Raw genomic sequence first — 24,321 nt, forward strand, 5'->3', positions numbered from 1 at the left:
TACGAGGGTTGTTCAGGGGAGCCATGGGACACGAGGCAGGACTCGCCGGTGAGCCGGGCACAGCCGATCCCGTCGACGTTCGCGAGGTTCGCATTCCCTTCGCTGACGGATCGGGGTCGCTCGCGGCTGATCTTTATCCCGCATGCCGGGCAGATCGGGCTCCGACCATCGTCACCATGGTTCCCTACCGCAAGGACGTGGCAGGAGGCATCAGCTACGACCACGCCTTCCGCTGGTTCGCCCGGCGCGGGTACAACTGCCTGCTGGTCGATTGCCGCGGGACCGGCTCCTCCGACGGGCCGGCTCTGCCTCCGTTCGCCCCGGAGGAAGCCGACGACGCCCTGCAGGTGATCTCCTGGCTGGAGCTGCAGGACTGGTGCGACGGCAGTGTGGGCATGTGGGGAAGCTCTTACGGTGGCATGACCGCGATGAAAGCGGCGGTTCGCAAGCCCCGTGGCCTGAAGTGCATCATCGCCATGGTGGCGATGACCGATCCCGAACTCGACTTCGTCCACCCCGCCGAAGGTTCGAGCGACCTTGGTCCATTCGCCATGTGGGGGGCCAACACGCTCGCGCTGCAGCTCCTGCCGCCCGTTCGAACGCCGTCCCGCCAAGACGAACAGCGTTGGGAGGAGCGGTTGAACCTGTCTGGCTCCTACCTCGCTGACCTCGCTGAGCACGGGCCTGGGGACCCGGTGTGGCGCGAACGCGCCATCGATGCCGCATCGGTCAGTGTGCCCACCTTCTGCGTCGGCGGGTGGCGTGACATGTGCACGGACAGCATGATCCGCGCCTATGAGGCCATACCGGCACCCAAAAAGCTGATCGTGGGCCCTTGGATGCACTCGCAGCCCCAGGATTCCTTCGTGGAGCCGATCGATTTCCTCCCGATCGCGCTGCGGTGGTGGAACCACTGGTTGATCGGGGAGGAGACGGGCATCCTGGACGAACCTCCCGTCACCGTGTACGTGCAGAAAAGCAGGCCGGGTTGGCACGCGCTCGACCGCTGGCCCCCGTCGTCGACGACGGCGTACTGGTCAAGGGATTCGGACGTGCCCGAGCTGCGTGAGATGACGGACCGAGCGCACCGGTCCGCCGATGTCGAACACATCGACAGCGACCCGACAGTCGGCGCGCTCAGCGGTTTGTGGGGAGTACCTTCCGCGGGGTACGGACTTCCCCAGGACCAGCAGGAGGACGACGCGCGTTGCCTGTCGCTGACGACGAGGCCGCTGGACAAAGGCCTCCTGCTGGTCGGACGACCACACGTCGAGGTCACGGTGTCGCACCGAAGTGGCGACAGCGAAGCCGCTCAGCTCTTCGTTCGACTCACCGACGTGGACCCGGCTGGCCGTTCACACCTGATCACGGCGGGCGCCTCTCCGGTGACGGAACCGGGAGCCATCAAGATCCCTCTTCGCGCCACTGCTTACCAGGTAGCGGCGGGTCACCGTGTCCGCGTCAGCCTCAGTACTGGCGACTTCCCTCGGATCCGGCCAAGGCCGGAGGCAGCCGAGCTGAAGATCACCGATGTTGTCGTGGAGACCCCATCACCGCGTGACGCGCTCGAACGATCACTCGACCTGCCGCCGCCGGCACCTCGACCGGTCACCTCTGATGATCGGTACGATCCGGCCTGGTCCATCAGACCCGACCGCTTGAACCAGCGGCTCGAGGTCGTTCTCGGACACGACTCGTCCGGCCGGATGCCGTCGGGCCAAGTCCTCCGAGCCCACCGGGAAGTCCACGCCGAGGTGTCCAAACGCGCACCGGCCGACGCCGCGATCCGGGCGCACGAGGAGCTGGTCGTCCAGCGCAACGGCACGACACTCGCCCGGGTTGGCGTCGACCTCCACCTGTCCGCCGGCGACTTGATCGCGCACGCGGTTGTCGAACGAAACGGCCTGCCGGTGTTCGAAGGAGGATGGTCGTTCCGCTCCGCACGGGAGCCGCACGGTCACGAGACAGTGTCCTCCGAGCTCAGCACGTGACGTGAGCGCACCGTGCTCGCCGCGACGACCGCAGCCACGCAGGCACCAGCCGCGATGAGCAACATCGTGCTCTGGAAAGCTGCCTGGTAAGCGCCGCGCGCAGCGACTTCCCACTGCGCCGCGGACTGTCCAGCGGGTTGCGCGAACCTGCCCGCAGCCACTCCCGCCAATACCTCAGGGGGGAGCGGGCCCACGGCCCCGGTGAGCGACGTGCCGACGCGGGTCTGGAAGAACACACCGGTGAAGCTGAGTCCGAGTACCACACCGAGCTGCTGCAGACACTGGTTGTGGCCGGACGACAGGCCGGCACGTCCCGGCCCGGCCTCGTGCAGGACGACCATCAACCGCACCGGATTCCACAGGCCCATCCCCAGGCCGAACAGGACCATCATCGGCAAGAGCATGGCCAGTGAGTCCAAGGGGCGGACAAGTCCGGCGAGCACACCGCCTGCCGCGACGAACGACATCGAGGTGATGAGAATGCCGCGCGGTGAGCAGATGCGCAACAGCCGGGCCGACGCCATGTTGCCCGCCCAGATGAGGATCGTCCACGGCAGCAGCGTCAGTCCAGCAGTCGCCGGTGACAACCCCAGACGGTTCTGCAGGTAGGCCATCGAGAAGAAGATCGCCGGCACCGAGGTCGCCCCGGTGAGCAGCGCCAGCAGTGACATGCCGTTGGTGGTGATGCTGCGGAACAACGAGAGGTCGAGGAGGGCATCAGCGCCACGGCGAGCTTCAGTGAGGAGGAAGGCAGTCATGGCGACCACGGCGGCAGCCAGAACGACCCAGACCAGCGTGCCACTCACCGGCTGCTGCCCAATGCTCATCGCCGAGACCACCGTGAGGGTGATCGCGACGATCATCAACGCACCGCCCGTCCAGTCGGTGGCAACGGCTTTCCGGCCCGTCGCGACGGGCACGTGCCGCTGAAGGGCCCACCCGATCAGCAGGCACAACGGAACGTTGATCAGGAATATCAGGCGCCAACCGCCGAGCAGGACAAGCATGCCGCCGACCACCGGACCGAAGGCCATCGCGAAACCCGCGACCGAACCGAAGACGGCCAACGCTCGGGGGCGGGATCTTCCCGTGAACACTTCACTGAGAAGCGCTGGACCGACAGCGAGCAGGGTGGCACCACCGACCCCCTGGACGGCTCGCGCGGCGATGAGCAACTCCGTGTTCCCGGCTAGACCACAGGCCAACGACGCCGCAGCGAACACGCACAGACCGGCCGTGAAGGTCCGCTTCCTACCCCACCGATCCGAAACCGAACCGGCCAGCAGGAGGAACACCGCCAGTGCCACCGCGTAGGCATCGATGACCCACTGCAGCTCGTGGAAGCCGGCCCGGAACTCCTGCCCCAGTGCGGGGAGCGCGACCTGGACCGCGATCACGTCTAGCTGCACCAAGCCGGCAGTCGCCGCAACGGTCGCGAGCGACCACCGCCGCGTCGTCACATCCTCGAGGACACGCAATGTCGCTCCTCAAGCTGTCCAATGCCGTGTGATCACCCGGATGCCGTTGACCTCGACCAGCCCTTCGGCCCGCAACTGGTCGTCTTCGACGGTCACCCGCGCCTCCACGATCACGTCGTCGCCCGACTCGGTACGGACCGACGCGCGGCCGGACCCCTTTATCTCGGTGCTCGTCGCATTCCGGTCCGAGACCGTCGCGCGCATCGTGCGATCAATGATCAGCAAGTGCTCGCCGCCGGACTCGTATGGAGCCCCCTCAGTCGTGTCGATCCGCACAGCCGCGCCGCCGCTCACGTGGTCGCGGGATGTCACCCACACGGGGGCCGGCAGTTTCACCCGGCTCGTTCCTCCCGTCGATTTCGCGGGTCGAGGCACGGCAACGGGTCGCAGGGTGCTCTCCTCCAAGATGGGCAGTTCGAGCCGCGACCAGTGTCCCTTCGCGCCGGAAAGCCGGTTCGCGGAGGCGACAGCGAGGCAGGAAGGCCCATTCACCGGCCAGAGCCGGGGAAAGTCGTTGTCCGCCAGTACCAGCCGCAGGCGGTGCCGCCGCGCCACCCGGTAGCAAGTCGAGTTCATCGTGACGGTGACTTCGTCCCGCGTGCCGGGAGTCAGACCGGCGACGCCGACAGCAATAGCCCGTGAACGCCCCGCCTCGTCGACGTCGGTCAACTTGGCAACGCAACGTACCGCTGTCGTGTCCTCCCCGCACACCAGTCGTAGAACCGGCCGGCCGGTGATGATGAGGTCCTCCGCCAGCGCATCGCTGGTGAAAGCCATCGACCGTCGATCATCGTCGGTCTGGTCGAGCGGGTAACCGAACACCGCGGTCGGCGTCGTCCACAAACCCGTCAGGGCACCGACGGTGGAATCGTTCTGATGGGCCGCGATGGCTTCGTCCTCGCCAGTCGCCCCACGCTCATCCACCGGCGCCAGTTCGTCCACGCCCATTACCGCATAACTTCGCACAAGACTGTCCGGAGGTGGCCATGCTCGCGGGGTGTACCAGCCAGGGCGCGTTCCCTCGAGATAGATCATCTCGTCGTGGTCGGCGCTGTTATCGGTCTCAGCGTCCCGGAGCCACCGGTCCCACCAGTCACACGTCAACTCCGCCGTGCTGACCGGCTCCCTCGGAGACGCGTCGACGAAGGTGTGGAGCCACGGACCCGCGAGCAGCTTCTTCGGCACGGAGAGCTCCTCGTAGGCTTGGATCATGTTGTCGCAGTAGACGTCCCGCCACCCAGCCACACAGAAGGTCGGGACCTCGATGCGCCCGATGTCCACAGCACGTTCCCGCCAAACCGGGGCGCCCGCCTTGTTGCGCCACGCGTCGAGCACCAGGGGTGTGAAGCCACTCGCCCGCGCTTTCCAGCGTTGCCCATCGACGTCATCGCCCGCGCGCAACGCCGGCATCATGCTGAAGATGATGTCCAGGAGCGCGAACCGTCCGAAATATCCGATCCCCCCACGCTGGTGAGCAGGGTGGATCAGATCTCGCTCGATGTCCGTCGCGGCGAGCATGGCCACAACGGCCTTCAGGGACGGTGGCCGCAGGCTTGCCGTTGCGAGTGTGAGCATCCCGCCGTGCGACGACCCCCACATCCCGACCGCTCCGTCGCACCAGCTCTGGTCAGCGATCCACTCGACCACCGCAGCCCCGTCCTCACCCTCGCTCGGACTGAGCAACGGAACCGCCTCGCCATCGGACGAACCAGTCCCCCTGGTGTCCACGAGAAGCGAGGCGTATCCGCGCTTCGCGAAGTAGCGGAGAAATCGTCGGACACCCATGCCGGCCATCGCATCCTTGCGGACACTGTGCATGGTCACGACGGCAGGACACGGCTTGGTGACCAGTGGCATGTAGATGTCGGCGGCCAAGCTCACCGCGGGTGAGCTCGACGGAATCCGCACGTCCTTCACGACGATGACATCGAACTCCTTCGGGGGATTCACCGATCGTCCTTCACGCACATCGGCTCGGACCTCATCCAAGGCCGTACCCCCCGGAGACCGTGAGCACTTCGCCGGTCAGGTAGCCACATCGATCGCCACTGAGGTACATGACCACGTTCGCCAGTTCCTCGATCGAACCCAGCCTGCCTTGAGGTGTCTTCGCGAGCACTTGCGTCCTCAACCGCTCGTCGCTGCCGAAGGCGGACCCGAGGCCGATGTCGAAGAAACCGGGTGCCACCGCGTTGACGAGGATGCCGTCCACAGCCCAGTCGACGGCGAGTGCGCGGGTGAGGCCCTCGATCCCCGCCTTCGAAGCCACGTAGGCGCTGAGGCCTCGCCGGGGCACTCGCGCCATGATCGAGGAAGTCAGCACGAGACGACCCCTGCCTGTCGCCGCGAGGTGGGCGTGTGCGGCACGGGCCGTGTTGAAGGTTCCTGTGAGGTTGACATCGATCACGCGACGCCACACATCGTCCGAAAGCTTGTGCGCACGGTGGGACGGCAGGGACACTCCCGCGTTCGCGACCACGGAATCGATCCGGCCGAACTGCTCGGCAACGCCCTTGATCGCGGTATCCGTCTCAGCGGGATCGGAAACATCGCAGCCGAATGTGGTGACCTCGGTGGGGAGGTCGTCGGCCAGGCGCTTCAGCGCACCGATATCCCGCGCGAGGAGCCCCAGCCGTGCTCCGCGCTGAGCGAACGCGCGGGCGAGCTCGCTCCCGATGCCGCGACTGGCTCCGGTCACGACGACCACGCGACCTGCGAAATCCATTGCGTCGTCAGTCATGGGACGTCTCCTCGCCATGTGTGTAGGCCCAAGTCAGGAGAGCGCCGCCCCAGCTCATTCCACCGCCGAACGTCACGAGCACGACCCGGTCGTCCTCACCGATCTGCCCGCCGCGCACGGCGTGATCGAGGGTGATCGGCACTGATGCCGCCCCGGTGTTCCCGAAGTGTTCGACCGTGCGGCACATCACCCCCGGCGCGAGCCCGAGCGCGGAGTCGAGTTCAGCGAGCATCACACCGTTGGCCTGGTGCGGCACGAGGTGCTGGACGTCGTCGAGGGTCAGGCCGGCCCGCTTGAGGAGTTGTTCGACCACCTCCGGCATGACCTGTCCGGCGAGTTCGCGCACCGGCCTGCCGATCATCTTGAAGTAGTGCAGGCCGTCAGCGAGTGTCTGCGGGGAAGCCGGTCGCCGGCTCCCGCCTGCGGGCACCTGGACGAGATCGGCCCGCTTCCCGTCACAACCGAGAAGCGTCGTGTGGATACCACGATCCGCGTTCGTCTTGCCCAGCACGACCGCGCCCGCTCCATCACCGAACAGGACCGCCGTCCGCCGGTCGTCGTAGTCGAGGATGCGTGAATAGATGTCGGCACCGATCACGAGCGCCTTCCGGCAACTGTCGTCGGCGAGCAACATGCCGTGAGCGACAACCAGGGCGTAGACGAAACCGGAGCAGACCGCGTCGACGTCGAAGGCTGCGGCCCGGTCGGCGGAGATGTTCGCCTGCACCAACGCGGCGGTGGCCGGAATCGGCTGGTCCGGAGTGGACGTGGCGACGATGACCAGATCCAGCTCGTCCGGACTGGTGCCCGAGCTCTGGAGCGCTCGTCGGGCCGCGGCTGTCGCCAGGTCCGAGGTCGCCTCACTCCCGTCCGCGACACGCCGTTCCCTGATGTGCGTCTTGTCGACGATCCATTGGCCCCCTGTGCCGAGGCGATCACCCAGTTCCGTACTCGTCAGGACTGTGGGCGGCAGGTATGAGCCGGTGCCCAACACGACGGTCTTCATCATCGGAGTGCTCGTTTCCGCTCTGCTCGCGAGTTTGCAATCTGTGTACGACTGGTGATCGCACTCATGCCTGGCCCCGTGCACGTGCCAGCTCGTCGGGTCTCCCGATGTCCTGCCAGTCGTCCCGGAGAGACCAGGAGCAGACTCGTTCACCGCGGCTGATGCAGTCCACGAAGAGCTCGGTGATCGGATACAGCTGCCCGTGCGGCACCCGGGACAACAACGCCGGGTCGATCACGTAGATTCCGGCGTTGACCTCCCAGGTGGGGGTCGGCTTTTCCACGATGCGCACCAGTTCGTTCCCATCGCATTCGGTGACCCCGAACGGGATCTGGTGTTCGTACGTGCTGGTCGCGATGGTCGCCACCGCGCCGCTGTCGGCGTGGGCGTTCAGCAACCCATCAACGGAAAACCCGGTGATCAGGTCGCCGTTCATCAACAGCAACGGTTCCGCCGGCGCGTATCCCAGTTCACCGAGCAGACGCAGCGCTCCGCCGGTGCCGAGTGGCACGTCGGGGTCCTCGCGCAGGTATTCGATGGAGCAACCGAATTGCGAGCCATCGCCGAAGTGTTTCTCCACGATACTCGCGAGGTAGTTGACGGAGAGGAAAATCCGTTCGATGCCCGCACCGACGAGATGGAGGACCAAACGCTCCAGAATCGGGCGACCCGCGACGGGGAGCATCGGTTTCGGAATGGTCTTCGTCAGTGGACCGAGGCGTGTTCCCTTGCCACCAGCCATGATTATCGCCCAGTTGGGGCGCTTTCGCACGCCGAGCACACGGTTCTCGATGTGCAGGCCTTCGACGTGCCCTTCGTCGTCGAGGATCGGCACCTGGCGCAGCCCGAGGGCACGCATCAGGTCCAGCACTTCGGCACGGCCCGACTTGGATCCGACGGTCATCATCGGCGGCCGGATCAGGTCGGACACGGGGTCGCCCAGATTGGCTCCTTGCAGCAACGAACGCCGCAGGTCGTTTTCGGACACCGCGCCCAGAAGCTTGTTTCGGGTGTCGGTGACCAGGACCTCGCTGATTTCGTGCATGTCGATGACCAGCAGCGCGTCACGGACAGTGGCGTCCGGGCCTATCAGTAGTTCCTTGAGGCACATACTTCACCCATTCATCCGGTCCCCAGCACAAGCCGATGTTTCCCAACGCTGACGGCGGCCAGCCAGGGGACGAGTTCACCCAGCAGCGGGCTCAGCGCGCCGGGGGCGCAAAACAGATGAAAGCGTGCGCGAAACGTACGGTGCGGGGGCCAGGGGCGGAGCTACGGTCGTGGCCCAATCGGCGGAACTAGGAGCCCTGAAGATCATGGAAGTGGACCTGAACCAGCCCATCTCGCACCTGATCCGGGCCGCTCGGCGGGAGCGGAAGCTCAGTCAGTACACCCTGGCGCGCGAACTGGCGACCGTTTCGGGGCGGCCGACCGTCACGCGTGATCTGGTGGCCCGTTGGGAACGCGGGCACCAGATCCCGCGGCTGGGCACCCGACGATGGCTGTCCGTCGTCCTGCAGGTGCCCCAGGAACGGCTCGACCAGGCGGCCGCGGCCGCCCGCCGGCGAAATCGGCTCGGGCACGCCGTCGTCACCGACAACGCGCCCGCCGCGCCCGGGCCCGCGCGCCGCGCGCAGGGCACCCCGGCCCTCCTCCCGGTCTTCCGGTCGCGCGTGCAAGCCGGCATCCTCGCGGCCACGCTGCTGAACCCGGACCGCTCGTTCAGCCTCACCGAACTGGCCGAGCACTCCGGCAGCTCCCTCGCCTCCGTGGACAAGGAGAACAAGCTCCTCGAGAAGGCCGGCATCCTCACCAGCCGCCGCGAGGGCACGATCCGCCTGATGCGCGCGTCCGGGGACGGGCCGCTCGCGCGCCCGCTCGCCGAACTGCTGCGCCTCACCTACGGCGTCCCCCAGATCCTCGGCGAGGAGTTCGGCAACGTGCGCGGCGTGCTGCGCATCCTGGTCGGCGGCGTGTGGGCGGACCGGTTCGCCGGCCTGCCGGGCCCGGCCCCGGAGAGCATCGAACTGCTGGTGTCCCTGCAGCCCGGCGCACCCGCCGACGAGCAGGGCCTGCACACCGCCGCGCGGCGCGCCGAGCAGCGGCTCAAGCGCCCGGTGAGCTTCTCGATCGCCGCGCCCGAGCGTGGTCTGGACGGCCTGCAGATCCCGCGGCAGCGGCCGGGCCACCCGGTCGTCGAGATCGCGCCCATCCCGCCCCGGCAGGTGCCGCTGGCCTCCGGCGTCAGCCTCAACGGGCACGACGTCGTCATCCAGCTGGTGCGGGCCGGTCACCTCGACCTCGTCGGCGGGCCCGCGGCCAACGGGCAGCCGTTCCTGGACCTCGCGGCCAAGCACATCTCCTCGGCCGAACGCCTCGCGGAGGTGTCGCCGGACTCGGCGTTCCTGCTGCTGGCCAAGGCCGCGCAGCTGATCGGCTCGGGCCTGCTCGCCCGGCAGGGGCTGCGGCCCGCGCTGTCCGCGCCGGAGCAGGTGGTCGGCACGGCCGTGGCGGCCCAGTTCGGGCACCAGTTCTCGCAGATCGAGCTGCTCCGCCAGCGTGCGCGGGAACTGGACATGCCCACCAGCCGGGACAGCCACATCCTGCCCTCGGAGGCCAAGACCTACCTGGGCACCGTGCGCACCCTGCTCGCGGCCGCCCGCGAGGTCGCCGGCAAGCTCGCCCTGTTCCACTGATCGGGGTCGAAACGAAACCGATACCGGGGCGGCGAAACGAAAATGTCGGTACCCACGGCTAACCTCGCAGCAAGTGGACGACCACCTCGACGGGGAGGTGTGCGATGACGGTTCTGCGTACGGTCGCGGGTGAGATCGCGAGTGTGGTGACGCACGCGGTCCGGTACCCGGCGGGCATCGGACGGCGCTGGGCGATCCACCCGGTCCGCCGGAGCCTGCCGGCGCCGGTATCGGGCCGCCCGCTGGTGGTGCTGCCCGGTCTGGCCGACAACACCGCGATCTTCACCGACCTGAAGCTCGCGCTCGACCGCTGCGGCGCCGGGCCGGTCGTCTCGTTCAGCTACAGCCTGCTGCTGCGGGACGTCCGGTCCGCCGCCGCGCGGCTGGCCGGGCAGATCGAGCAGCTGTGCGAGGTCACCGGCGCGGCGAAGCTCGACCTGGTCGGCCACAGCCTCGGCGGCCTCATCGCCCGCTACTACGTGCAGCGGCTCGGCGGGCACGAGCGGGTCGGCACCGTGGTCACCGTCGGCACGCCGCACGGCGGCACGGTCGCGGCCTGGCTGTTCTCGCCGATCCCCCTGGCGCGCCAGCTGCGCCCGGGCAGCGATCTGCTGGCCGAGCTGGACCGGCCGGCGCCGGAGGTCGCGACGAAGTTCGTCACGTTCTCCAGCGACGGCGACGAGCTGGTGCTGCCCAGCCGCCACGGCCGCATCGAACACCCCGACCTCGACGTGCGCAACGTGGTGCTGCCCGGGGTCGGTCACCTGGCGCTCGCCGCGCACCGCCAGGTCGTGGAGGAGATCTGCGCACTGTCCGCGCCCGTCGCCGCCCCGGACGACGACGGGGAGACACTCACCCGGTCGGCCTGACGGGGGCGACGATGGAACAACGACGAAACCTCTCCCGCCGCGCGATGGCGATGCTGCGTGCCGTGAGCGCCGGCCGCGCGGAGATGACGTGCAGCTCGGAGCCGGACCTGTTCATCGACGGGCTCCCCTGCTGCGACCAGGTCACGGCCCACCTGCTCGCGCACGCCGGGTTCGTGTGCCCGTCGCGGCCGGGCCTGCTGGGCCAGCGGGTGGGCGTGCGGCTGACCGAGGCCGGCCGCGAGATCCTCGCCGCCCCACCCGAAGCGGCCTGAAAAAACCGCTGGCCACGGCCGACACAATCAGGGGCATGACCGGACCGTGGATGCTCGACGAGCTCGCCCATGCCGGGCCCGAACACCTCGACCCCGGCTTCGTCGCCGGTTTCGACCGCAAGCAGGGCCGGCCGGACCCGTCGGAGGACCTCGCCCTGCTGGACGGCCGCACCGTCGTCGACCTGGGAGCGGGCACCGGGCGCTTCGCCATCGCCGCCGCGGAGCGGTTCGACCGGGTGGTGGCGGTCGACGTGTCGCCTGCGATGCTCGCCGTGATCCGGTCCGCGGGGCTGCCGAACGTCGAGTGCGTCCAGGCCGGGTTCCTCACCTACGAGCACCGGGGCGAGCCGGCGGACGCGGTGTTCACGCGGCACGCGCTGCACCAGCTGCCGGACTTCTGGAAGGCGATCGCGCTGCACCGTATCGCCGGGATGCTCCGGCCGGGCGGGCTGCTCCGGCTGCGGGACCTGATCTACGACTTCCAGCCGGGCGAGACGGAATCGGTCCTGCGGGACTGGTTCGACCAGGCGGTGACCGACCCCCAGGTCGGCTACACCCGCGACGACCTGGCCGAACACGTGCGGACCGAGCACAGCACCTTCCGGTGGCTGCTCGAGCCGATGCTGGACGCCGCCGGGTTCGAGGTCCTGGACGTGCAGTTCACCGGCCGGGTCTACGGGGCCTACACCTGCCAGAAGCGGGTCTAGGCGGAGCGCGCCGAGGCCTGCTGTACCCTTCTCAGCGGAGGATTGGCCGAGCGGCCTAAGGCGCACGATTGGAAATCGTGTTGGGTGTAACAGCCCTCACGGGTTCGAATCCCGTATCCTCCGCTCTTCGCACGACGCCGGGCACCCCACAGGGGCCCGGCGTTCTGCGTTCAGGGCGCACACGGCCGTGTGAACCGGCTCCGCGCTTCACCCGGATGCACCAGTGACCAGGCTCATGCTCTGGTCCGCTCTACCGATAGTTTGTTGACAGGCCGCACACGCGGCCGTACTAACCGCTAGCTCGAGGAGAACCCGCGTCACTATGGCCGGAGTGGAAGAGATCCGCGCTGGGATCGCGATGGCGAACGAGAAGTGCAACGCCAGCGTCGCAGCCCTCCAGCAGGCCGCTCAGGCACTCGAGGAGGCCCAGCAGATCCTGGGCCAGGTCACCTCGGGAAGCACGCAGCCGGAGGTGACCCAGGCGAACAGCATGCTCGCCGAGGCGTTGCAGGGCATCAGCGGTCAGCAGAACACCATCCAGGCGGCGGTGTCGTCGGCCGAGTCGTACGCCGCCCGCCTCTAGATGTTCTCGCTCCCCGAACTGCAGGCGCAGCTGACCGCGTTCCGTGCGAAACTGGCCGAGGCAAGCGAACACACCAACCGTGCGGTGGAGCTGTTGGACGAAGCGCGCGAAGTGATCGTGAACGCCCATGAACAGGCCGACGCGTGGGTGCCGCCGGAGCTGGCGGCGGCGGTCGACCGGCTCGGCAAGGACGCCGACCGGCTGCGCGCCGCCGACGATCTGGTGAACACCTACCTGGCCCGGCTGTAGGCGCGCCATGGCGAAGGCCAACGAGCAGAAACGCCGGGTCGTGACGGCACTGGGCACCATGCGCGAGAAGCTGGGCATGGTGCTCGGCGCCGCGCAGGCGGGCCGCCAGATCGCCGAGACCGAGCTGGCCCGGCTCCAGCTGGAGCAGCAGATCGTGCGCGTCGGCATCGACAACGCGGCCGGGGACGAGGAGCTCACCGCCGCGCTCCGCAGCCCGGTGATGGCCGGAGTGCGGGACAAGCTCAACGCGCAGCACGCCGCGTTCTACACCGACGCCGCGACCGTGCCCGCGCGGCTGCGGGACCTGGTCGCGCGCGTGGCGCCGGGGCCGGCGAGCCTGCCGCCCAGCGCGTGGCTCGGCCGTGCGGGCCGGGAACCGCTGAAACCGCCGCCGCTGTGGCGCATCGGCTCGTCCACAATGGACGACTCCGGGCCGTTCCCGGTGGTGGTGCCGCTGCTGGACGACTCGCACCTGGCGATCACCACGGCCGTCCGCGGCCGGGCCGCCGTCGAATCGCTCATCGAGGGCCTGCTGCTGCGCGTGCTCAGCACGATGGAGCTGGGCTCGGTGCGGATCCACCTGTGGGACGTCGCGCAGCTGACCGCCGTGCTGCCCAACCTGTACCCGCTGTCCCGCACGTCCGCGGTCACGTTGTACGACCCGGACCAGCTCGGCGTCCTGCTCGACGAGGTGACCGGGCACATCCGCCGCATCCACGCGCACACCATGCAGGCCGGCCACACCTCGCTGCGCGGCCTGCGCGACCAGCTCGGGCAGCGCGTCGAGCCGTGGCGGATCGTCGTGTTGTTCGGCAACGGCGAGACGTGGGCGCCGGAACCGCTGCGGGAGCTCAAGCGCATCGCAGGCGCCGCGCTGGCCGCCGGGATCTCGCTGATCACCGTCGACATCCCGACGATCCTCGGCGGCGCGTTCGAGAACATCCGGATGCTCGACGAGCACCACGCGGCGACCAGCATGACCGGGCCCAACCTGGTCGTCGACCTGGACCCGCCGATCCCGTCGGCCGAGGTCAGCGCCGCGGCGAGCAGGCTGGCCGACGCGATCGTGGAGAAGCAGGGCGGCCCGCGGTCGTTCCGCGACCTGCTGCCCGCCGAGCTGGGCCAGGAGAACTCCGCGCGCGAACTGCGGGCGCCGGTCGGGTTCTTCGAGGGCGATCCGGTCGAGGTCGTCATCGGCGACGCCAGCCCGCACGCGCTGATCGGCGGCCCGAGCGGCTCGGGCAAGACCAACTTCCTCTACGCCCTGCTCGGCAGCCTCGCCGCGCGCTACCCGCCGGACGAGCTCGCGCTGTACCTGCTGGACTTCAAGGAGGGCGTGTCCTTCGCCGGGCTCGCGCCGGGCCGCCGCGACGCGAGCTGGCTGCCGCACGCGCGCCTGATCGGGGTCAACGTCAACACCGACCGCGAGTTCGGCCTGGCGCTGCTGCGGTTCCTCGCCGACGAGCTGCGCCGCCGGTCGGCCGCGGCCAAGGAGCACGAGGTCACCGACCTGGCCGGGCTGCGCCAGCAGGACCCGGACGGGCACTGGCCGCGGATCGTCGCGGTGATCGACGAGTTCCAGTACCTGTTCGCGGGCCGCGACGGCGTCACCAACCAGGCGACCGCGTTGCTGGAGGACATCGCCCGCCGTGGCCGCGCCCAGGGCATCCACCTGATCCTGGCGAGCCAGGACATCGCGGGCATCGACGCGTTCTGGGGCAAGCCGGCGGTGTTCGAGCAGTGCACGCTGCGCATCGCCATGCCCAAGGCGCGGCGCGTGCTGGCCGAGACCAACAACGCGGCCGTTGCCGCGCCGAAGTGGCACGCGGTGGTCAACCACGACTCGGGTGTCGCGCACGGCAACCAGCTCGCGCACGTGCCGGACGCCAGCAGCAAGGACATCTTCTCGTCGCTGCAACGGGAACTGTGGGAGCGCTACGCCCAGGAGCACCAGCGGCCGCGGCTGTTCGACGGCGCGCACTCGCCGGTGCTGGAGCACTCGGCCGCGTTCGCCGGGCTCACGCCGGGCGGGCCGCCGCGGGCGCTGCTGGGCCAGTCGATCGACGTCGAGGACACGGCGTGCGCGGTGGAGCTGACCGGGGCGCCGGGCCGCAACCTGGCGATCATGGGCACCGCGATCGCCGAGGCACTGTCCATCATGGACGCGGCCGCCCGCTCGCTGGCGAAGCAGTACCCGCCGCACGAGGTGGAGTTCCTGGTGGCGTGCCTGGTCGACCGGTGCGCGTCCGCGGTCGGCGAGCTGGCCGACGGGCTGGAGTCGGACGGGCACCGCGTGGTGCGGCTGAGCGACGTCGAACTGGGCGAGCACATGGCCAAGCTCGCCGAGGAGCCGCCCGAGCACGCGCGGATCCTGCTGCTGTACGGCGTCGACGCGGCGCTGCCGATCCTGGAGCAGAAGCAACCCGGTCAGCTCAAGAGCGGGCTGGACCACTTCCGGGTGGTTCTCAAGCAGGGACCAGGCAAGGGCACTCACACGATCGGGTGGTGGCGCAGCACGGCGCGGCTGAAGGACACGCTCGGGTTCGCCGGCACCGACGACATCGGGGCGTGGGCGGCGCTGGACGTGCAGGGCGCGGAGCTGAGCCAGTTCGCGGCCGGGCAGGTCGTGCACTGGTCGCCGCGGCCGGGGCGGGCGCTGTTCTTCGACCGCAGCACGCACGTCTCGCCCGAGGTGATGATCCCCTTCGACCGGCTGGAGCACCAGGCATGAACGCGGCGATGGAGTACAAGCAGATCGTCGGGCTGGCCGGCAAGGCGGCCGAGGAGCTGCGGGCGTGGGAGCGGCGGCGGGCCGAGGAGCTGGACGCCGAGATCGCGGCCGCGGAGGCCGCCGTGGCGGAGGCGAAGGAACGCGAGGCCCGCACGGTGCAGGGCGCGCAGCACTGGTGGCGGATGGCGCAGGACAACGTCAGCAGGTTGCCGTGGCTGGAGGTCGGGGCCGACCCAGCGCCCGCACCGCACGCCTACGCCGGGCGGCTGGATCTTTACCTGCGCGAGGTCAAGGAGACCTACCAGGAGCTGGTGGACGCGGTGCTGTCGCTGGGGTGGCGCGCGCGGCGCTGAGCGTGGGTGCCGCCGCCGGCCGGCGGTGCACCACTCGGCACGCCGTGGTGGCGACCACGGGATCCTGGTGGCGGGGCAAGCAGTGCGACGCCGGATCGCGGGGCGCTGCCCCTCGTCGGTGGTCGGCGCCCACTCTGCCGAGCGCTGCGACTAGTTCGCGTCCTGTAATTGATCTAGCTGCGGTTCTGGTTTGATCTTGGGTTGTGGTGGGTCGGGGTGAGGTGACGGATCGGGCGTGGGCGCGAATTGAGCCGTCGGTGCCGGTGTCGGGTCGGGGTCGGCGGTGGCGGGATCACCGGCAGGTGCTCGACGCGATTCTGTGGAAGCTACGCCGGCGCTCCGTGGCGTGACCTGCCCGAACAGTATGGGCCGTGGAAGACCGTGCACGAGCGGTTGCGGTTGTGGACCGCCGACGGCGCCTGGCAGAAGATCCTGGACGAGGTGATCGTCAAGGACACCTCGGTCGGCGAGGTCGCGTGGGTCATCTCGGTTGATTCGAGCGTGGTCCGGGCGCACCAGCATTCTGCTGGCGCCCGGAAAAAAGGGGGGCTGCGCCCCCGGCGTCGAGGCGCTCGCGGTCGACGGGAAAGGACTCGGACGCTCCCGCGGAGGACTGAGCACCACAATCCACCTCGCCGTCGATGGCCGCGGGCTGCCGATGCGGGTGCTGCTCACCGGCGGCCACGCCGGCGACAACCCACAACTGCCACTGCTCGACGGCATCGCTCAACCGGCTCAAACAGTTCCGCGACCTAGCCACCCGCGACGCCAAACGCGCCGCCTACTACCAAGCCGAACTCACCATCGCCGCCATCATCCTCTGGCTCCGATGACTTACAGGACACTTCCTAGTTCGCCGGGCGGAGCCAGCTCTCCGGCTCCAGGGTGTCCGGCTTCGGCATCTCGCGGCGGACGTACGCCCGCGCCCAGCTCAGGTCGCCGCGCAGGGTCGCCGGCACCACGGGTGAGACCTCGCGGCGGGAGAGGTGGTCGACGGTCGCGCGTACCCAGTTCATGATCTTTCCGACGTTGCGCGCCTGTGGTTGGTTCCCCACGGAACCGGTGGGGAGTCGGTCACGTCGTAGCAGCCAGGTGAGAGGAAGAGGATCCGGTGAACCGCGAGTTGACCACCCAGTCCGAGGCCGTGGAGGAGCGCCAGGCCGCCCGGCGGCGTCAGGCCGCCCAGCAGGTCGTCACCGCCCAGGACGACTGGGGTCTGGTCGAGGTCGGGGTCGCCGGCAACGGGGAGGTCCTCGAAGTCGCGATCAACTCCGCCCTCTTCGAGCACGTGAAGCCGTCGGACCTGGCCGAGGCGATGCTGCAGGCCGCCCGCGCCGCTCAACGTCGCGCCCGCCAGCTGCACCGCTGACCGCCGCCGCCCGGGAGGGCGACGGCGGCCCCGGCGTCAGAGGGTCGGGCGGTACCGGATGATCTGCGGGTCGTGGTCGCTCGCCTGCTCGGCGAACTCGGCGTTGATGTGCACCACGTCGTAGTCGACCCACCACAGCGCCCGCGAGGTCAGGATGTGGTCCAGCACCTGCGAGTTGCCCTCGTAGACGTAGCTGTACCGCTCGTCGGCGGGCAGCCGGTCGATCTGGTCGGTCAGCGCGCCGCCCGCGGTGAGCGTCTTCAGCGCGGGCGAGAACTGGTAGTCGTTCAGGTCGCCGGCGACGATGACGTCCGCCAAGGGATCCGCCTTCAGCAGCTCGTCGACGAACCCGCGCAGCACCTGCGCCTGCTGCCCGCGCTGCACCTCCGAACTCCGCGTCGGCGGCTGGTACCGGCCGTGCGTCGGCTGGTCGCCGCCCTTCGAGTTGAAGTGGTTGGCGATCACGAACACCGTGTGGCCGTGGAAGACGAACTCCCCGGCCAGCGGCTTGCGGCTGTTCGCCCACGCAGGGTTGCCCGGGTCGACACGCCCCGGCGACACCGACAGGTGCGGCTTGCCGCGCTCCTTCACCACGGACACCGCGGTGGTCGCGTCGCCGCCCGGACGGTCCACGAAGGACACCCGGCGCGGGTTGAACAGGAACCCGACGCGGATGTTGCCGCCCGGCTCGCCGCCGTCGGTGAGGTCCTGCGGGTCGATCTGCCGCCACTCGTAACGCGGCCCGCCTGCGGCGGCGATCGCGTCGGTGAACCGCTTCAGCGTCTGGTCGGCGGCCACCACGCCGTCGCCCTCGCCCTCGGGGCCGTTGTTGTCCTGGATCTCCTCCAGCGTCACGATGTCCGGTGACGCCAGGTTCTCCACGACGCCGCGCGCCAGCTGGTCGAACTTGGCCTGGTCGTCCACGGCGGACAGGTTCTCGACGTTGTAGGTGGCCACGGCCAGCTCGCTCGGCGACTGCTTGCGCGTCACCTCGCGCTGGATGCCGCCGTCCTTGACCTCGCCCAGTGTGGTGGCCTGCAGCGTGTACCCGCCGAAGCTGTCGTACTCGACCGGGCCCGCGGTGAGACCGGTCAGCGTGTCGCCGGTGTTCGCCTGCGGGAACGGGCGCTGCGCGAACGGGATCAGCGACTCGATCTTGAGGATGCCGGTGTTCGGGCTGTCGTAGCCGGTGTAGATCGTGCCGCCGCGGTCGGTCCGGTTCTCCCGCGGCTTGGTGGTCACGTACAGCTCGTAGTACTCGGTGGACGGCCCGACCACGCGGACGTCCTGCACGCTGACGACCTCGCCCTCGTGCGACTCCCAGAAGTCCAGCGAGTACTTCGCGGGCTCCAGCGGCAGGGCTTCGGTGTTGCCGCCGGCGTTGGGGGCGAGGGTGCCGGGCACGGTGGCCGGCGTGATCGCGGTCGCGGCCGGCAGCGGGTTGCCACTCGACTGAACAGTCCACTTCGGACCGGTGATCTCGGTGGTGGACTGGTAGATCGAGCCGGTCTGGCTGTCCGGGTAGTACTCGGTGACGGTGCCGGACACCGTGACCGCGTCGCCGACGGCCACCGCGGGCGTGGTCGAGCCGGTGAACACCAGCACGCCCTCGCTGGTGCGCGGGTCGGCGTCGGGCCGCGGATCGGTCATCCAGAACCCGCGTGCGGAGCCGAACGTGCGCAGCGCGGTGACGACCCCGGTCACGTCGGTGACCTTCTTGCCTGCCAGGGGCGACAGCCGGGTCGTGCCCTGGATGTCGTGGATCTTGGCCGGCGTGCCGCCCGCGTCACCGCCGGTGGTCTCGCCCTTCGTGTTGACCGGGGTCGGGGCGCCTGCCGCGAAGTCGGTGGAGTTGTTGTCGGTGTCGGTCAGCGTCGCGCGCGCGACCGAGGTGGTGTTGCTCGGCGCGGGCGCCGGGCTGCCTTCGCGGACGGTCGCCGAGCCGTATCCGACGAGGTCGCGGACCCGCGGGTCGGCGGCGCAGTCGGCCGCGGTGAGGCAGGTGAGGGCAGTGGTGCCCTGGACGAGGGCGACCGTGCCGGACCCCGCGGCCATCGAGATCGATCCGGCGGCGTCGGCGGTGGGCAGCGAGACCGTGCCACCCGATCCGGTGGCCTCGGCTACCAGGTACCGGCCGCCCGCCGCGACGGAGCCGGTCAGCGCGGTCACCTGCCACCTGCTCGACGCGCTGGGCGAACCGGGCAGGTACTGCACGCTCCAGCCGTCCAGGGCGAAGCTGCCGCCCACCGTGGCGATCTCGATGAAGTCGCTGGTCAGCGTGGCGCCGCTGTTGCCACCACCGCCGTAGACCTCGGCGATCACGACGTCCGGGCTCGCCGCCGACGCCGGTGCGGCGGCGACGGTCGCGCCCGCCAGAGCAGCAGCGGCGAGCACGCCGATTCTTCGACTGGTCGTCACCCTGAGTCCCCTCGTCTGATCAACAGTCGAGGCATCTTCCCTCTATGAGGTGAGACGAAGGAAGACTCAGCGGCAACAACCGGTAACGGTTCGTCCGCCCGGCCTACGACCTACGGAGGGTGCCTCAGTGGTCGTTGACGTACGTGCTCCTGGTGGCGTAACCGGTGCTGACGCCCTTGTAGTAGAGCTCGATGAACGCGCCCTCCGGCAGGTTGTAGGCACCGCCCTCGCTCGCCGAGTGCGTCACGCAGCTCCCGAAGCCGCCACTGGCGACGGCCTTGTAACGCCACCCGCCGTCAGCCCAGACGTTGACCTGCGCGCTCGAGCCGTTCGCCGCGCTGTCGCAGACGGAGATCCGGTCGCCGTACTCCTCGACGTAGACGGTGACGCCGGGGGCCGTGAAGGTGTGGTCCCAGCTGTCGCCCGGCGGGTCGGGCATGGCGGCCGCGGTGCCGGCCGGCACCAGCACGCCGGCGGCCGCCACAGCCGCCGCCGCGGACAGGGTGCGGACGTTGAGCAGTCTCATCGGGTACCCCCAGCAGAAGAAGTGACCAAGAGGATGAACCTACGACCTGGCGCTGGCGGATCCCACGCACGCCGGCGGGCTGTTCCCGCAGGCGGGGAGCGGCCGGTACGGATCGTCTGCGGGCCCCAGGCGGGCGAACCGTGCCACCCGTCCGTGTGAGCGGGCCGCCGTCGAGAGCCGGGCGAGCCGAGACTGGGTTCCCCGACGAAAGGCAGGCAGATGAGGCGGATGCTCGGCGTCCTCGCGGGCGCGCTCGCCGTCGCGGCGCTCGCCGCGCCCGCGCAGGCGGACAACGGCCACTTCGTCACCGGCGCCGCGGCGTGCAGCGACACCGGCGCCGGATTCGAGTGCACCGGCGAGGTGGCCGGCCTCGGCGGCACGACCTTCGAGATCACCGCCAAGGCAGCCGGCACCGCGCGGGTCGAGTGCGTCAACCCGGCCGGGCACCGGGTCACCGGGCAGGACACCGAGGTCGAGGTCACGGCGACCAGCGGGCGGAAGCAGATCCCGCACCACGGGCGATCCGCCTTCCAGCTCACGAGCAAAGCGGTGGGCGTCGGACCCGTGCCTGCCTGCCCGAACCCGATCTGGGCGGCGAAGGTCCTCGACGTCACCTTCGGCACCGCCACCCTGACCCTGTCCGCGAACGGCGCCGCCGCGGCCGAGACCACCGTGGACGTGCGGTAGCGGAAACGACGAACGCCGGGCCTCCCTGGGGAGACCCGGCGTTCGATCCGGCGGTAGCGGTGGGATTTGAACCCACGGACGGGGTCAACCGTCACACGATTTCGAGTCGTGCTCCTTCGGCCGCTCGGACACGCTACCGCCGACTAGGTTACTAGACGCCCAAGAGCGGCTTGCAGGCACTCCTCACCTGGAGCGGAAGCGGCGCTGCGCGTCCCGCGCGGCGGTGGCCGCCCAGTCCGCCACTTCGGTCGTCGTCTCGCGCACGACACCGCGGATCCGCTCGGCACGACCGGCGCTCTGGTGGCGGCGGTTGCCGGTGAGGCGGCCGAACAGCTCCCGCGCCCCGCCCTTGGCCTGGCGGGACCGGCTCGTCATCCGGTTCTTCACGACGTTCATCGACCCTCCTTCGACGCGGTCGACTGAGGGCTACCCCGCCTCGCGCGGCGTCACACGTCCCGGTGACCGGTGAAGAACTCGGCGAGCAGCGCGGCGCACTCGGCCTCCAGGACCCCGCCGCGCACCTCCGGCCGGTGGTTGAGCCGCCGGTCGCGCACCACGTCCCACAGCGAACCGACCGCCCCGGTGCGCGGCTCCCACGCCCCGAACACGACCCGGGCCACGCGCGCGAGCACCAGCGCCCCGGCGCACATCGTGCACGGCTCGACCGTCACCGCGAGCGTGCAGCCGTCCAGCCGCCAGCCGTCGCCGAACTCGCGGGCCGCCTCCCGCAGCGCGATGACCTCGGCGTGCGCCGTCGGGTCGCCCAGCTCCTCGCGGGCGTTGTGGGCGCTGGCGAGCAGGCGGCCGTCGGGTGCGAACACGGCAGCGCCGATCGGCACGTCCGGGCCGGCCTCCCGCGCCGCGGCCAGCGCCACGGACACCAGGTCGGCGTCGGACACGTCAGATCTCGTCGAGCAGCGCGGTGAACTCGCCACCGAACCCGCAGCGCTGCGCGATCATCTGCAGCTGCTCGTCCGGGTAGAGGTCGACCTCACCCGCGATCACCTCGAGCTCGGGCCCGGGCAGGCCGACGTCGGCGAGGATGTCGAGGTCGCCCTCCGGCCAGATGGAGTCGTCCTCCTCGTCCGGCGGATCGACCCGCAGCACGTCGAGCACGTCGGCGGCGATGTCGTAGTCCAGCGCCGCCGCCGCGTCCGAGAGCAGCAGGGACGGTCCGCGCGGGCTCGGCCGCACGATCACGAAGAACTCGTCGTCCACCGCGAGCAGGCCGAACACGGCCCCCGTGGACCGCAACTTGGCCAGCTCGGTGATGGCGGCGTCCAACCCCGTGAGTGCGCCGGCGTCGAGCGCGCTGCAGCGCCACTTGCCGTCCTCCCGGACCACGGCCACCGCGAATCCCGCAACCGGCTCCTTCACCGACATAGCGCACACCGTATACCTGGACGGATCATCGGTGCAGTCGCTCTGCGAGGATCGGAAGATGACGGGACCCACGGAGTTGCCCCCTTTGCCGGACACCCGGCTCGCCGCGTTGCTCTCCGAGGCCGAGGCTCTGCAACCGGCCACCGTCGCGCTGCGCCGTGAGATCCACCGGAGGCCGGAGCAGGGCCTCCACCTGCCGCACACGCAGGCCGCCGTCCGGCGGGCGCTGGAGGGCCTCCCGCTGGAGATCGTCGAGGGGAAGTCGACCTCCGCGCTGACCGCCGTGCTGCGCGGCGCGCAGGACGGGCCCGCGGTGCTGCTGCGCGGGGACATGGACGCGCTGCCGCTGCAGGAGGACACCGGGCTGGAGTTCGCCTCCGAAGTGGACGGGACAATGCACGCGTGCGGCCACGACGGCCACACCGCGATGCTCGCCTCCGCCGCGCGGCTGCTCGCGGCCCACCGGCACGAGCTGGCCGGGTCGGTCGTGTTCATGTTCCAGCCGGGCGAGGAGGGCTACCACGGCGCGCGGCACATGATCCACGAAGGCGTGCTGGACGCCGCCGGCTCGCGGGCCGAGAAGGCCTTCGGCATCCACCTGCTGTCCCACGTCGAGTCCGGGCTGATCACCACGCGGCCGGGACCGCTGATGGCCTCGAACGACACGTTCACGGTCCAGGTCACCGGCAAGGGCGGGCACGGGTCCAGCCCGCACAACGCGATCGACCCGGTGCCGGCGGCCGCGGCGATGGTCGGCGCGCTGCAGACGATGGTGACGCGGCGGGTCAGCGTGTTCGACCCGGCGGTGGTGTCGGTGACCCGCATCCAGGCCGGTACGACGACCAACATCATCCCGGAGACCGCGGAGGTCGCGGGCACGATCCGCACGCTGTCCGAGTCCACCCGCGCGCTGGTGAAGGCCGAGCTGCCGAAGGTGTGCGAAGCGGTCGGCGAGGCGCACGGCTGCCGCGTGCTGGTCGACATCGAGCCCGGCTACCCGGTCACCGTGAACGACCCGGACCAGGCGCTGCGGGTGCTGGACCTCGCCCAGCGCGTGCTCGGCCGCGCGGAGCTGATGGCCGACCCGATCATGGGTGCCGAGGACTTCTCGTACGTGCTGCAGCGGGTTCCGGGCGCGTTCGCGTTCCTCGGCGCGTGCCCGCCGGACGTCGACCCGGCGGAGGCGCCGACCAACCACTCCAACCGCGTGCGCCACCACGAAGGCGCTTTCCCGGCGGGTGTCGCGATGTACGCGGCCTTCGCCCTCGACGCCCTGGCAGGATGACGCCCCGTGCGAGACGTATGCGTGATCGGGCTCGGGTTGATCGGCGGCTCGGTGCTGCGCGCGGCCGCGGCGGTGGGGCGCGAGGTGTGGGGCGCGACGACTTCGGCGGCCGACGCCGAGGCGGCGGCGGCTGACGGGTTCGACGCCTCGACCGACGTGGAAGCCGCGCTGCGGCGGGCCGCCGACCGGGACGCGCTGGTGGTGCTGGCCGTGCCGCTGACCGCCGTCGAGGAGGTGCTGCGGACGGTCGACGTGTGCGCGCCGTCGTGCCTGCTCACCGACGTGACCAGCGTGAAGACGGGTGTGCTGACGGCCGCGCGGGCGTTCGCGCCGAACGCGCGATACGTCGGCGGGCACCCGATGGCGGGCACCGCCGAGTCCGGCTGGCGGGCCGGCAACGCCGCGCTGTTCGGCGGCGCGGCGTGGGTGGTGTGCGTCGAGGACGACACCGATCTCGGCGCGTGGGCCGAGGTGGCCCGGCTGGCGATCGACCTCGGCTCGCACGTGGTTCCGCTGACCGCGGCCACGCACGACGAGGCGGTCGCCCGGATCTCCCACCTCCCGCACCTGCTGGCCGCGGTGCTCGCGGCCGTGGGGGCGGACGGCGGGCCGGTCGCGATGGCGCTGGCCGCCGGCTCCTACACCGACGGCACCCGCGTGGCCGCCACCCGGCCGGCGCTGGTGCGCGCGATGACCGAGGGCAACCGCGAAGCGCTGCTGCCGGTGATCGACGAAGCCCTCGGCCGGCTCGGCGCCCTGCGCGGGTCGCTGGCCTCGACCGGCGGCCTCGCCGTCAGCATCGACTCGGGTCACCAGGGCGCGCAAGCGCTTGCGGCCGCCAGGCAGGCCACGCTGTCGGGCGTCCGCGTCGCGCTGGGCGCGCCGGACGCCCGCGACGGCCTGCGTGCGCTCGGCGAGCGCGGCGGCCGCATCACTTCCCTCACCGAGGACACCGCCATCGGCGAGGTGCCGTAACGG

Annotated in this window: 24 protein-coding genes, 2 tRNA genes and 1 pseudogene; 15 read left to right on the forward strand and 12 right to left on the reverse strand. The window is 70.3% G+C overall.

Translation table 11 applies throughout. The annotated features are described in order from the left end of the window. The first annotated feature begins 23 nt into the window (after positions 1-23). Entirely contained in the window at positions 24-1,991 is a 1,968-nt protein-coding gene (locus L2C96_RS28465) for a CocE/NonD family hydrolase (protein ID WP_162146047.1), read from the forward strand. Here the strand turns inward: L2C96_RS28465 and L2C96_RS28470 are convergent. The 5 genes from L2C96_RS28470 to L2C96_RS28490 are packed head-to-tail and all read right to left on the reverse strand — an operon-like array spanning position 1,958 to position 8,326. Next, a complete protein-coding gene (locus L2C96_RS28470; protein WP_020419498.1) occupies positions 1,958-3,469 on the reverse strand; it encodes an MFS transporter in 1,512 nt (503 codons plus the stop codon). The two genes, L2C96_RS28465 and L2C96_RS28470, sit on opposite strands and share 34 nt — an antisense overlap. Before the next feature lie 9 nt (positions 3,470-3,478). Beyond that, positions 3,479-5,419, reverse strand: a complete 1,941-nt coding sequence (locus L2C96_RS28475; RefSeq protein WP_237338383.1) for a CocE/NonD family hydrolase — start codon at positions 5,417-5,419, stop codon at positions 3,479-3,481. A 31-nt stretch (positions 5,420-5,450) separates the two neighbouring features. Next, entirely contained in the window at positions 5,451-6,209 is a 759-nt protein-coding gene (locus L2C96_RS28480; RefSeq protein WP_237338384.1) for an SDR family NAD(P)-dependent oxidoreductase, read from the reverse strand. Then, a complete protein-coding gene (locus tag L2C96_RS28485) occupies positions 6,202-7,299 on the reverse strand; it encodes a 3-oxoacyl-ACP synthase III family protein (RefSeq protein ID WP_237338385.1) in 1,098 nt (365 codons plus the stop codon). Before L2C96_RS28485 ends, L2C96_RS28480 begins: the two co-directional genes overlap by 8 nt. Then, the gene (locus L2C96_RS28490; protein WP_237338386.1) at positions 7,280-8,326 is read right to left on the reverse strand and encodes a nucleotidyltransferase family protein; all 1,047 of its coding nucleotides are present in this window, start codon (positions 8,324-8,326) and stop codon (positions 7,280-7,282) included. The genes L2C96_RS28485 and L2C96_RS28490 overlap by 20 nt, the downstream gene beginning before the upstream one ends. A 205-nt stretch (positions 8,327-8,531) precedes the next feature. On the opposite strand from L2C96_RS28490, the gene L2C96_RS28495 reads away from it, so the two are divergent. The 10 genes and pseudogenes from L2C96_RS28495 to L2C96_RS45380 all read left to right on the forward strand — a co-directional run bounded on the left by L2C96_RS28495 (position 8,532) and on the right by L2C96_RS45380 (position 16,431). After that, entirely contained in the window at positions 8,532-9,911 is a 1,380-nt protein-coding gene (locus L2C96_RS28495; RefSeq protein ID WP_237338387.1) for a helix-turn-helix domain-containing protein, read from the forward strand. A 104-nt stretch (positions 9,912-10,015) separates the two neighbouring features. Next, entirely contained in the window at positions 10,016-10,780 is a 765-nt protein-coding gene (locus tag L2C96_RS28500) for a lipase family alpha/beta hydrolase (RefSeq protein ID WP_020419492.1), read from the forward strand. 44 nt (positions 10,781-10,824) lie between these two features. Next, on the forward strand, positions 10,825-11,052 hold the full coding sequence (locus L2C96_RS28505; protein ID WP_020419491.1) for a hypothetical protein: 228 nt from the start codon (positions 10,825-10,827) through the stop codon (positions 11,050-11,052). A gap of 35 nt (positions 11,053-11,087) precedes the next feature. Continuing rightward, positions 11,088-11,759: a class I SAM-dependent methyltransferase gene (locus tag L2C96_RS28510; RefSeq protein ID WP_237338388.1), complete on the forward strand. Its 672-nt coding sequence runs from the start codon at positions 11,088-11,090 to the stop codon at positions 11,757-11,759. A 36-nt stretch (positions 11,760-11,795) separates the two neighbouring features. Further along, a tRNA-Ser gene (locus L2C96_RS28515) sits at positions 11,796-11,882 on the forward strand. A gap of 199 nt (positions 11,883-12,081) precedes the next feature. Then, positions 12,082-12,342: a hypothetical protein gene (locus L2C96_RS28520; RefSeq protein WP_017986316.1), complete on the forward strand. Its 261-nt coding sequence runs from the start codon at positions 12,082-12,084 to the stop codon at positions 12,340-12,342. Further along, positions 12,343-12,591 (forward strand): hypothetical protein, encoded by a 249-nt coding sequence (locus L2C96_RS28525; RefSeq protein WP_017986315.1) that lies wholly within the window; start codon positions 12,343-12,345, stop codon positions 12,589-12,591. Between the two features lie 7 nt (positions 12,592-12,598). Continuing rightward, entirely contained in the window at positions 12,599-15,322 is a 2,724-nt protein-coding gene (locus tag L2C96_RS28530; RefSeq protein WP_020419489.1) for an FtsK/SpoIIIE domain-containing protein, read from the forward strand. After that, complete coding sequence (locus L2C96_RS28535) at positions 15,319-15,675, forward strand: hypothetical protein (RefSeq protein ID WP_020419488.1); 357 nt, start codon at positions 15,319-15,321, stop codon at positions 15,673-15,675. The genes L2C96_RS28530 and L2C96_RS28535 overlap by 4 nt, the downstream gene beginning before the upstream one ends. A gap of 221 nt (positions 15,676-15,896) precedes the next feature. Next, a pseudogene (locus L2C96_RS45380) lies at positions 15,897-16,431 on the forward strand (IS5 family transposase). A 92-nt stretch (positions 16,432-16,523) separates the two neighbouring features. Here L2C96_RS45380 and L2C96_RS28540 read toward each other — a convergent pair. Further along, entirely contained in the window at positions 16,524-16,691 is a 168-nt protein-coding gene (locus tag L2C96_RS28540; RefSeq protein WP_237338389.1) for a hypothetical protein, read from the reverse strand. A 95-nt stretch (positions 16,692-16,786) separates the two neighbouring features. On the opposite strand from L2C96_RS28540, the gene L2C96_RS28545 reads away from it, so the two are divergent. After that, positions 16,787-17,044, forward strand: a complete 258-nt coding sequence (locus L2C96_RS28545) for a YbaB/EbfC family nucleoid-associated protein (protein WP_020419486.1) — start codon at positions 16,787-16,789, stop codon at positions 17,042-17,044. 36 nt (positions 17,045-17,080) lie between these two features. Here the strand turns inward: L2C96_RS28545 and L2C96_RS28550 are convergent, their stop codons facing one another. Beyond that, complete coding sequence (locus tag L2C96_RS28550; protein WP_308191189.1) at positions 17,081-19,462, reverse strand: DUF8508 domain-containing protein; 2,382 nt, start codon at positions 19,460-19,462, stop codon at positions 17,081-17,083. A gap of 124 nt (positions 19,463-19,586) precedes the next feature. Beyond that, complete coding sequence (locus L2C96_RS28555; RefSeq protein WP_020419484.1) at positions 19,587-19,988, reverse strand: hypothetical protein; 402 nt, start codon at positions 19,986-19,988, stop codon at positions 19,587-19,589. Positions 19,989-20,207: 219 nt separating this feature from the next. Between L2C96_RS28555 and L2C96_RS28560 the strand changes: the two genes are divergently transcribed. Further along, the gene (locus L2C96_RS28560) at positions 20,208-20,675 is read left to right on the forward strand and encodes a hypothetical protein (RefSeq protein WP_237338390.1); all 468 of its coding nucleotides are present in this window, start codon (positions 20,208-20,210) and stop codon (positions 20,673-20,675) included. A gap of 51 nt (positions 20,676-20,726) precedes the next feature. Here the strand turns inward: L2C96_RS28560 and L2C96_RS28565 are convergent. From L2C96_RS28565 to L2C96_RS28580, 4 genes are all read right to left on the reverse strand, one after another. Further along, positions 20,727-20,813 (reverse strand) — tRNA-Ser (locus L2C96_RS28565). A 45-nt stretch (positions 20,814-20,858) separates the two neighbouring features. After that, positions 20,859-21,071, reverse strand: a complete 213-nt coding sequence (locus L2C96_RS28570) for a CsbD family protein (RefSeq protein ID WP_020419482.1) — start codon at positions 21,069-21,071, stop codon at positions 20,859-20,861. 50 nt (positions 21,072-21,121) lie between these two features. After that, on the reverse strand, positions 21,122-21,574 hold the full coding sequence (locus tag L2C96_RS28575) for a nucleoside deaminase (protein ID WP_020419481.1): 453 nt from the start codon (positions 21,572-21,574) through the stop codon (positions 21,122-21,124). A 1-nt stretch (position 21,575) separates the two neighbouring features. Then, positions 21,576-22,058 (reverse strand): tRNA adenosine deaminase-associated protein, encoded by a 483-nt coding sequence (locus L2C96_RS28580; RefSeq protein ID WP_020419480.1) that lies wholly within the window; start codon positions 22,056-22,058, stop codon positions 21,576-21,578. Positions 22,059-22,116: 58 nt separating this feature from the next. Between L2C96_RS28580 and L2C96_RS28585 the strand changes: the two genes are divergently transcribed. Together L2C96_RS28585 and L2C96_RS28590 are read left to right on the forward strand one after the other, a co-directional pair. After that, positions 22,117-23,343 (forward strand): M20 metallopeptidase family protein, encoded by a 1,227-nt coding sequence (locus L2C96_RS28585; protein ID WP_237338391.1) that lies wholly within the window; start codon positions 22,117-22,119, stop codon positions 23,341-23,343. Between the two features lie 21 nt (positions 23,344-23,364). Then, positions 23,365-24,318, forward strand: coding sequence for a prephenate dehydrogenase (locus L2C96_RS28590; protein ID WP_020419478.1), 954 nt, complete (start codon positions 23,365-23,367; stop codon positions 24,316-24,318). Positions 24,319-24,321: the final 3 nt, after the last annotated feature.

Source organism: Amycolatopsis tucumanensis (genome assembly GCF_021654135.1).
GTDB lineage: Bacteria > Actinomycetota > Actinomycetes > Mycobacteriales > Pseudonocardiaceae > Amycolatopsis_E > Amycolatopsis_E tucumanensis.

What these genes read in the sequence shown, in the direction of transcription:
- L2C96_RS28555 (WP_020419484.1), bottom strand. Translation starts at nt 19,988, where the DNA reads ATGAGACTGCTCAACGTCCGCACCCTGTCCGCGGCGGCGGCTGTGGCG.
- L2C96_RS28510 (WP_237338388.1), top strand. Translation starts at nt 11,088, where the DNA reads ATGACCGGACCGTGGATGCTCGACGAGCTCGCCCATGCCGGGCCCGAA.
- L2C96_RS28490 (WP_237338386.1), bottom strand. Translation starts at nt 8,326, where the DNA reads ATGTGCCTCAAGGAACTACTGATAGGCCCGGACGCCACTGTCCGTGAC.
- L2C96_RS28535 (WP_020419488.1), top strand. Translation starts at nt 15,319, where the DNA reads ATGAACGCGGCGATGGAGTACAAGCAGATCGTCGGGCTGGCCGGCAAG.
- L2C96_RS28465 (WP_162146047.1), top strand. Translation starts at nt 24, where the DNA reads ATGGGACACGAGGCAGGACTCGCCGGTGAGCCGGGCACAGCCGATCCC.
- L2C96_RS28530 (WP_020419489.1), top strand. Translation starts at nt 12,599, where the DNA reads ATGGCGAAGGCCAACGAGCAGAAACGCCGGGTCGTGACGGCACTGGGC.
- L2C96_RS28525 (WP_017986315.1), top strand. Translation starts at nt 12,343, where the DNA reads ATGTTCTCGCTCCCCGAACTGCAGGCGCAGCTGACCGCGTTCCGTGCG.
- L2C96_RS28570 (WP_020419482.1), bottom strand. Translation starts at nt 21,071, where the DNA reads ATGAACGTCGTGAAGAACCGGATGACGAGCCGGTCCCGCCAGGCCAAG.
- L2C96_RS28585 (WP_237338391.1), top strand. Translation starts at nt 22,117, where the DNA reads ATGACGGGACCCACGGAGTTGCCCCCTTTGCCGGACACCCGGCTCGCC.
- L2C96_RS28520 (WP_017986316.1), top strand. Translation starts at nt 12,082, where the DNA reads ATGGCCGGAGTGGAAGAGATCCGCGCTGGGATCGCGATGGCGAACGAG.
- L2C96_RS28540 (WP_237338389.1), bottom strand. Translation starts at nt 16,691, where the DNA reads ATGAACTGGGTACGCGCGACCGTCGACCACCTCTCCCGCCGCGAGGTC.
- L2C96_RS28560 (WP_237338390.1), top strand. Translation starts at nt 20,208, where the DNA reads ATGAGGCGGATGCTCGGCGTCCTCGCGGGCGCGCTCGCCGTCGCGGCG.
- L2C96_RS28505 (WP_020419491.1), top strand. Translation starts at nt 10,825, where the DNA reads ATGGCGATGCTGCGTGCCGTGAGCGCCGGCCGCGCGGAGATGACGTGC.
- L2C96_RS28500 (WP_020419492.1), top strand. Translation starts at nt 10,016, where the DNA reads ATGACGGTTCTGCGTACGGTCGCGGGTGAGATCGCGAGTGTGGTGACG.
- L2C96_RS28580 (WP_020419480.1), bottom strand. Translation starts at nt 22,058, where the DNA reads ATGTCGGTGAAGGAGCCGGTTGCGGGATTCGCGGTGGCCGTGGTCCGG.
- L2C96_RS28495 (WP_237338387.1), top strand. Translation starts at nt 8,532, where the DNA reads ATGGAAGTGGACCTGAACCAGCCCATCTCGCACCTGATCCGGGCCGCT.
- L2C96_RS28480 (WP_237338384.1), bottom strand. Translation starts at nt 6,209, where the DNA reads ATGACTGACGACGCAATGGATTTCGCAGGTCGCGTGGTCGTCGTGACC.